This is a genomic window from Clostridium sp., assembly GCF_016650095.1.
Taxonomy (GTDB): Bacteria; Bacillota; Clostridia; order Clostridiales; family Clostridiaceae; genus Clostridium_AD.
Map to the genome: position 1 here is coordinate 1 of NZ_JAENWL010000159.1, position 7,742 is coordinate 7,742.

Sequence of the window (7,742 nt, forward strand, 5' to 3'; positions counted from 1 at the left end):
AGCATACTCTAAAGGACTAACTAAAATACTTGAAATAGAAGGGTATACCATAGAAACAGTACCCTCGGCAGAAGCTGCTATAGAAAAAATTAAGCACAAAAAATATCAGATGGTATTGACTGATTTAATGATGGATGGAATGAACGGCATAGGGCTTTTAGAAAAAATTATAGAATTAGATCAGGATATCAAAGTAATACTCATGACTGCATATGCTACTATATCTAATGCCGTAGATGCTATGAAAAAAGGAGCAGTATCGTATTTTGTAAAAGGAAATGATCCAGTTGAACTTATAAAAGAAATAGAAAAAATATATAAAGCTTACAAAAAATCAGAACTCACCTCTAAAATATATGATAAAAAAGAGAATTTGCTTTTAGAATCAGAAAATAAAGACTTTAAAAAAATTATAGATATGGCTCGGAAAGTAGCTCAAACCACTGTTAACGTGATTTTGCTTGGAGAGTCGGGAGTAGGAAAAGAAGTATTTGCAAACTACATCCATACTCAGAGCGAGCGTGAAAACAAACCCTTTGTAGCAGTGAACTGTCATGCTTTATCTGAAAGTATATTAGAATCTGAACTATTTGGACATATGAAGGGAGCTTTCACTGGTGCCAATGAAGAAAGAATTGGTAGATTTGAATCAGCTAGCATGGGAACTTTATTTCTAGATGAAATAGCTGACATGCCATTATCCACTCAAATCAAACTACTAAGAGTCATTGAAGACAGAGCAATTGAAAAAATAGGTAGCAACATAAGTACCACCGTTGATTTTAGACTTATAACCGCCACCAACAAATCTATAATAAAACTAATAGACCAAGGACTGTTTAGAGAAGATTTTTACTATAGAATAAACACCATAATCATTGAAATACCACCGCTCAGGGAACATAAAGAAGACATACATAGTTTGGCTGATAACTTCATAACTACAGCATCTAAGCAAATGAAGAAAGAAATACATACCATCGAACCTGAAGTTTGGGAATATCTAAACCAGTATGACTATCCAGGCAATATACGCGAATTTAAAAACATAATCGAAAGGCTGGTAGTATTTAGTGAAAATGGTGTTATATCAAAAGATGATTTGCTGATACATGAAGCGCCTACTACAAACAATGAAGGAGATCAAACATTAAAAGCATTTAGGTCTGCAATAGAAAAAAAATATATAGAAACAGTCTTGATAAAAAATAAATTTAGCATGACAAAAACAGCAAAAGTATTAGGTATCACTCGAAGGCAGCTACAAAATAAAGTCAATGAATATGAGATACAAAAATAAAAATGGGCAATTTTTTTCCATATTAGGTGGAAAAAAATTGCCCGTTTTTATTATGGATATAGAAATTAAATATAAACGTTTACAGCTTCATTCTAAAAAATAATTCTGATAAGCATGGATAGGCAAGGATTTGACTAAAATCTAAAGCTCTTTTTAGAAAAATATGAAGACTAAAAGAGATTGGCATAATAAATGCTATATATAAAAGCAAATGAAACGTTACATAATTTATTAATAATCTAAATATTAAAAAAATTTATTCATTTGGAGGTTTGCTTTAATGAAAAATTCATCAAAACATTCAGTGGTTATAGGTTTTGCATTATTTGCAATGTTTTTCGGTGCAGGAAACCTGATTTTTCCACCATCCCTCGGAAAAGCTGCAGGAAGCTCATTTTTTGGATCCATAATAGGCTTTCTCATTACAGGAGTCGGTCTTCCATTAGCTGGAATAATTGCCTGTGCCAAAATTAATGGTACTTATGACAAAATGGCCAATAGGGTAGGTAAAAAATTTGCTATATTAACCGGCATAGCTTTAATTCTTGTTATAGGACCGTTATTTGCGATTCCAAGAACTGCTGCAACAACTTTTGAACTTGGAATACATCCAATATTTCCATCTGTACCACAAAATATAGCAGTTATATTGTATTTTGCAATAGCACTTGTATTTGTGCTTAAACCATCTTCAATAATTGATAATATAGGTAAAATACTTACACCTGTACTATTATTAATGCTCGCTATAATTATATTTAAAGGGATAATAGATCCTATTGGACCAATTGTAAATACATCTTACGAAGGTGGATTATCAAAAGCTTTAATAGAAGGTTATCAAACAATGGATGCTATGGCTTCTGTTATATTTGCAGGAATAATTATTTCAGCTCTTAGATCGAAAGGTTATGAAAATGCAAAGGATATAATGAAGATGACTATAAAATCAGCACTAGTTGCTGTAGCGGGACTCGCCTTTGTATATGGTGGACTTATGTATCTTGGAACACAAACAAGTACTTTGTTTCCAGCAGATATAGCTAGAACTAAGCTCGTTACAGAAATTGTTAGGCTAGACCTAGGCAGTATCGGTGCAGTTATTCTTGGTTTATGTGTTGCTCTTGCATGCCTAACAACTGCTATAGGATTACTTGCAAGTGGAGCAGAATTCTTTGCTAATCTTTCAAAAAACAAGGTATCTTACAAGACCTCTGCTGTTATTATGGCCTTAGTAAGTGGATTAATAGCTACTAAAAACGTAGATTCTATAATTACATTGGCAGGCCCTGTTTTACAAATTTTATATCCAATTGTAATAGTTCTTATAGTTATTACTTTGTTTGGAGATAAAGTTAAAAGTAATAAGGTTGTTGCCATAACTACATACACGGCCTTAGTAATAAGTATTTTAGATACTGTAAACGGTTTATCAGGAAATGCTATAGGTTTTATTAAATTTATTCCTTTAGCCAGTGCAGGATTCGCATGGGTTATACCTACTATACTAGCTTTTATAATTTCCAATATTTCTATAAAACCAAAAGAATATGCTATAGATGAAGATGAATATGCTTCAAATTTTGAAGGGTAATGGGCATATTGCTAACAGAAATATGGAATAAGAGTTATATTTGGTATTGATATACATATGTTACCCCCTACAGGTTGAACAAACAACAATCAATATTATTGAAAGGTTAACCTACATGGAGTAAATTTTCAAATTTTATAAATTTCTATTTAAAAGGAGGGTTAAATATGCCAAGAGTAAGTTTCAGAGAAGACAGATGTAAAGGCTGCGGTCATTGTGTAACTGCATGCCCTAAGAAAATCATAAGTTTTTCAAAAAAATTAAATATAAAAGGATATCATGCAGCAACAGTAACAGAAGAAAAAATGAAAGATTGTATTGGATGTGCATCTTGCGCGAAGATGTGTCCTGACTGCGTAATAACGGTTGAAAAGTAAAGAATAGGAGGATGTACTTATGGGAGAAAAAGTGTTAATGAAAGGTAATGAGGCGATTGGAGAAGCAGCTATAAGAGCAAATTGTAAATGTTTCTTTGGATATCCAATAACACCTCAAACAGAGATATCTGCATATTTATCGAGAAAAATGCCTAAAATCGATAGGGTTTTCTTACAAGCAGAAAGCGAAATCGCAGCTATAAACATGGTTTATGGAGCTGCTGGTACAGGAGTAAGATGTATGACATCTTCAAGTTCGCCAGGAATAAGCTTAAAAGCAGAAGGAATATCATACATAGCAGGAGCAGAGCTTCCATGCGTTATTGTAAATATAGTTAGAGGTGGTCCAGGACTTGGTAGTATACAACCAGCTCAATCAGATTACTTCCAAGCAACTAAAGGCGGAGCACATGGTGATTTTAATATGCCAGTATATGCACCAGCATCAATACAAGAAATGGTAGACCTCGTTCAAGATGCTTTTGATACTGCGGACATGTACAGAACTCCTGTAATGGTAATGGGAGACGGTATGCTTGGACAAATGATGGAACCAGTAGAATTTAAAGAAAGAGAATCAAAAGTACTACCAGAAAAAACATGGTCTGCGTCTGGCTTAAAAGGAAGAAAAAAACATAATGTAATAAACTCTCTTTATCTTCTATCAGAAGAGCTAGAAGAACATAATATAAAATTACAAGCAAAATTTAAAGAAATAAAGAAAAATGAAGTAAGATATGAAATATATAATTGTGATGGTGAAAGTGATTTAATAATGGTTGCATACGGAACAACATCAAGAATATGCAAAAACGTTGTTAAAATGGCAGAAAAAGAAGGTATAAAATTAGGATTAATAAGACCAATTACACTTTGGCCTTTCCCAGTTGAAGCTTTTGAAAAAACTATAAATCACACAAAACATGGATATATATCTGTAGAAATGAGCTGTGGACAAATGGTTGAAGACGTTAGACTTTCAGTTGAAGGAAGAAAACCAGTACACTTCTACGGAAGATCAGGTGGAATGGTTCCTCATCCCGAGGATATATTAAACAAAATCAAAGAAATAATAGGGGGTGCAAAATAATGGCAATTGTATTTGAACCAACTAAAGCATTATTAGATGTTCCTACGCATTATTGTCCTGGATGTACTCATGGCTTAATCCATAGATTAGTGGGAGAAGTTCTTGAGGAGTTAGACGTAATAGATAAAACTATAGGAGTAGCTCCAGTTGGATGTTCTGTTTTAGCATATGACTATTTCGCATGTGATATGTTTGAAGCGGCACATGGAAGAGCACCGGCAGTTGCTACAGGAATTAAAAGATCTAATCCAGATTCAGTAGTGTTTACATACCAAGGAGATGGAGATCTTGCAGCAATAGGTACAGCTGAAATAGTACATGCTGCGACTCGTGGAGAAAACATTGTTACTATCTTCGTAAACAACTGTATTTACGGCATGACTGGTGGACAAATGGCTCCAACTACTCTTCCAGGTCAAGTAACGGAAACAACTCCTTATGGAAGAGATACAAAATTGCAAGGACATCCTATTAGAGTATCAGAAATGATATCAACCCTGGCAGGTGCTTGTTATGTAGAAAGAGTATCAACAGATAGTGTGCCTAATGTTAATAAAGCTAAAAAAGCTATAAAGAAAGCTTTCCAAAATGCAATTGCAGGGAAAGGTTTTTCAATGGTTGAAGTATTGTCAATATGCCCAACTAACTGGGGATTATCACCTGATGAGTCAATGGGTTGGCTTAAGGATAATATGATACCATTTTATACTCTAGGAGTTAAAAAAGACACAACTGGGGAGGTGAAATAATATGGTAGCACAAGAAATTATATTTGCAGGATTTGGTGGTCAAGGTACCCTTTCAATGGGGAAATTTTTAGCATATGCAGGTATGGATGCCAACATGAATGTTTCGTGGCTTCCATCTTATGGCCCAGAAATGCGTGGAGGTACTGCTAACTGCTCAGTTATAATGTCAGATGAACCAGTTGGTTCACCAATAATTAACGAGCCAAACACATTAATAGTTATGAATAGACCATCTCTTGATAAGTTTGAAGATACTTTGGCTAAAGGTGGACTATTAATATTGGATTCTGACCTTGTAGACAGAATACCAACCAGAGATGATATAGAAGTAATATGTATTCCAGCTCAAACAGAAGCTATGAAAATTGGAAGTAAGCAGATTGCTAACATGGTACTTCTAGGAGCCTTAGTAAATAAAACAGGAATAGTATCTATGGAAGACTTAGTAAGTGCTTTAAAAGCTCATGGTAAAGAAAAATTCTTTGAAATAAATAAAAAGGCCCTCGAAATAGGAGCGTCTTATACTAAGTAATTTACATTTAACTGGGTATGTAAATCTACCCAGTTAATTTTGGAACTATCGTAAGGTATATTGTAATTATGAATAGAATGCGTTGTAGTATAAATATTAAAATTCGATTTTTTTGGAGGAATTATAAATGAACATTCGTTTTTCAGATAGAGTTAAAACTTTAAAAGCTTCGGAAATCAGAGAGCTTCTTAAATTCGCTGAAAATCCAGAAATTATATCCTTTGCAGGTGGACTTCCTTGTCCAGAATTATTTCCAGTAGAAGAATTGCAGACAATCGTTCAACAAGTGCTTAAAACAGACGGAAGAGCTGCCTTACAATATGGGCCAACTGAAGGTATCCATTCTTTAAGAGAAATTATTGCAACGCAAAGAATGAAACCAGCCAATGTAGATGTTACAGCAGATAATATTACTATAACTGCAGGTTCGCAACAAGGTATAGAATTCTCAGCAAAAATATTTTTAAATAAAGGCGATGTAGTTATCTGTGAAAGCCCGAGTTATTTAGGTGCACTTAATGCATTTCAAGCATATATGCCAAAATTTGTAGCGATACAAATGGATGATAATGGAATGATTATTGATGAAGTTGAAAAAGCTCTTAAGCAATATCCTAACGCTAAAATGATTTATACAATTCCAGATTTTCAAAATCCAACAGGCATAACAATGAGTGATGACCGTAGAAAGAGATTAGCAGAGCTTGGAGCTAAATATCAAATTCCTATAATAGAGGACAACCCTTATGGAGACCTAATATATGAAGGATCAAGACATCCTTCAATCAAGAGCTTTGATAAAGAAGGATGGGTTATTTATCTTGGAACTTTTTCAAAAACATTCTGTCCCGGACTTCGGTTAGGATGGGTATGTGCATCAAATGAAATACTCCAAAAATATATCATAGTTAAACAGGGAGCAGATCTTCAATGTAGCTCTTTTGACCAAAGGATAGCAGCATTATTTATGGAAACATATGATTTAAATGTCCACATTGAAAAGCTCAAAAATCTTTATGGAGTTAGAAGAAACTTAATGATTGAAAGTATGGATAAATATTTCCCAGCTGGAGTAAAACATACAAATCCAAATGGTGGATTATTTACATGGTTTGAATTAAAAGAAGGTCTGAATACAGCGGAAATACTTCAAGAAGCATTAAAAGAAAATGTTGCATATGTCCCTGGTTCCTCTTTCTTCCCTGGTGGCGGACATCACAATTTTGCAAGATTAAATTATTCTTGTATGTGTGAAGAAAAAATAGTTGAGGGAATAAAAAGACTTGGAAAGGTACTTGCAAAATATTATTAAAATATAAAAATAGAGATGCGATGACATAAAGATTTCAGTATGTCATTGTAGCTCTGTTTTTTTACCTTTTTTACCTTTTGTTAGATAATGTTGTAACTCTTTACAAGAATATTTTGAATTAACATTTAATCTTCTAATTCGCTATACCTAAAACTTTTTACACACCATAAAAATAGAGAAATTAATAACCCCAACATACCCATTTTCGAAACAATAAACAACATTTGTTGTTCATAGTCGTACAGGCTAAATTCGTTCAATAAAAGAAATGTTGCTATTATAACCAGTATAGCAGTTACAATAATTGTAGTTTTAATAGTATATCTCAACATTCCTTTTTCTCTTATTTTTTTCCAAGATTTAATGAAACTTTCATCATCTTCATAAAATATCCTTGATACTTTGTTTGGCTTTATGTTATGTTTTTTAATTAAAAATTGGAGAATAAGATAAATAAGACCTATAACAGGCCCTATAACAAAATAAGAATTCCCCCATGTTACCATAACAATACCCCCTTAATTCAGCTTTAAAGAACGTATTTTTGTAATGTTTCATTTGCTTTTGATTTTAGTTCATCTTTTATGGTAAATTCAAGATTGTAATTAGCTGTGAAAAATGTATTGATTTTAAATTGAATAGTAGTTGGTAATACCCAACTATAACTTTGAACTTTAGACCATTTATAAAACCTTCCAGAGCAATATATACCATTTTCTCTTATTTCTGAATGTAAATATTGTATTAGAAAAATAATTATAGTTTCAATATATAATATAGCCAATAAA

At 33.0% G+C, this 7,742-nt stretch carries 9 protein-coding genes; 7 read left to right on the forward strand and 2 right to left on the reverse strand.

What is annotated here, in order from left to right; all coding sequences use genetic code 11:
• The 7 genes from JJE11_RS10485 to JJE11_RS10515 all read left to right on the forward strand — a co-directional run.
• Positions 1-1,300: sigma-54 dependent transcriptional regulator (locus JJE11_RS10485; protein WP_366927924.1), on the forward strand; the 1,300-nt coding region annotated here is incomplete at its 5' end.
• Between the two features lie 280 nt (positions 1,301-1,580).
• Positions 1,581-2,894 carry a branched-chain amino acid transport system II carrier protein gene (gene brnQ, locus JJE11_RS10490; protein WP_291635306.1) on the forward strand — a complete coding sequence of 438 codons (1,314 nt, stop codon included), beginning with the start codon at positions 1,581-1,583 and terminating at the stop codon, positions 2,892-2,894.
• A gap of 167 nt (positions 2,895-3,061) precedes the next feature.
• Positions 3,062-3,271, forward strand: a complete 210-nt coding sequence (locus JJE11_RS10495) for a 4Fe-4S dicluster domain-containing protein (RefSeq protein WP_291635307.1) — start codon at positions 3,062-3,064, stop codon at positions 3,269-3,271.
• A 19-nt stretch (positions 3,272-3,290) separates the two neighbouring features.
• Positions 3,291-4,361, forward strand: a complete 1,071-nt coding sequence (locus JJE11_RS10500; RefSeq protein WP_291635309.1) for a 3-methyl-2-oxobutanoate dehydrogenase subunit VorB — start codon at positions 3,291-3,293, stop codon at positions 4,359-4,361.
• Positions 4,361-5,110, forward strand: a complete 750-nt coding sequence (locus JJE11_RS10505; RefSeq protein WP_291635311.1) for a thiamine pyrophosphate-dependent enzyme — start codon at positions 4,361-4,363, stop codon at positions 5,108-5,110. The genes JJE11_RS10500 and JJE11_RS10505 overlap by 1 nt, the downstream gene beginning before the upstream one ends.
• Before the next feature lies 1 nt (position 5,111).
• Positions 5,112-5,642 (forward strand): 2-oxoacid:acceptor oxidoreductase family protein, encoded by a 531-nt coding sequence (locus tag JJE11_RS10510; protein ID WP_291635313.1) that lies wholly within the window; start codon positions 5,112-5,114, stop codon positions 5,640-5,642.
• A gap of 127 nt (positions 5,643-5,769) precedes the next feature.
• Positions 5,770-6,954, forward strand: coding sequence for a PLP-dependent aminotransferase family protein (locus JJE11_RS10515; RefSeq protein WP_291635315.1), 1,185 nt, complete (start codon positions 5,770-5,772; stop codon positions 6,952-6,954).
• 125 nt (positions 6,955-7,079) lie between these two features.
• Here JJE11_RS10515 and JJE11_RS10520 read toward each other — a convergent pair whose 3' ends face one another.
• Both JJE11_RS10520 and JJE11_RS10525 read right to left on the reverse strand, forming a co-directional pair.
• A complete protein-coding gene (locus JJE11_RS10520; RefSeq protein ID WP_291635317.1) occupies positions 7,080-7,460 on the reverse strand; it encodes a hypothetical protein in 381 nt (126 codons plus the stop codon).
• A 23-nt stretch (positions 7,461-7,483) separates the two neighbouring features.
• Positions 7,484-7,742, reverse strand: a 259-nt coding sequence (locus tag JJE11_RS10525) for a DUF5673 domain-containing protein (RefSeq protein ID WP_291635319.1), incomplete at its 5' end; no start/stop codon positions are given.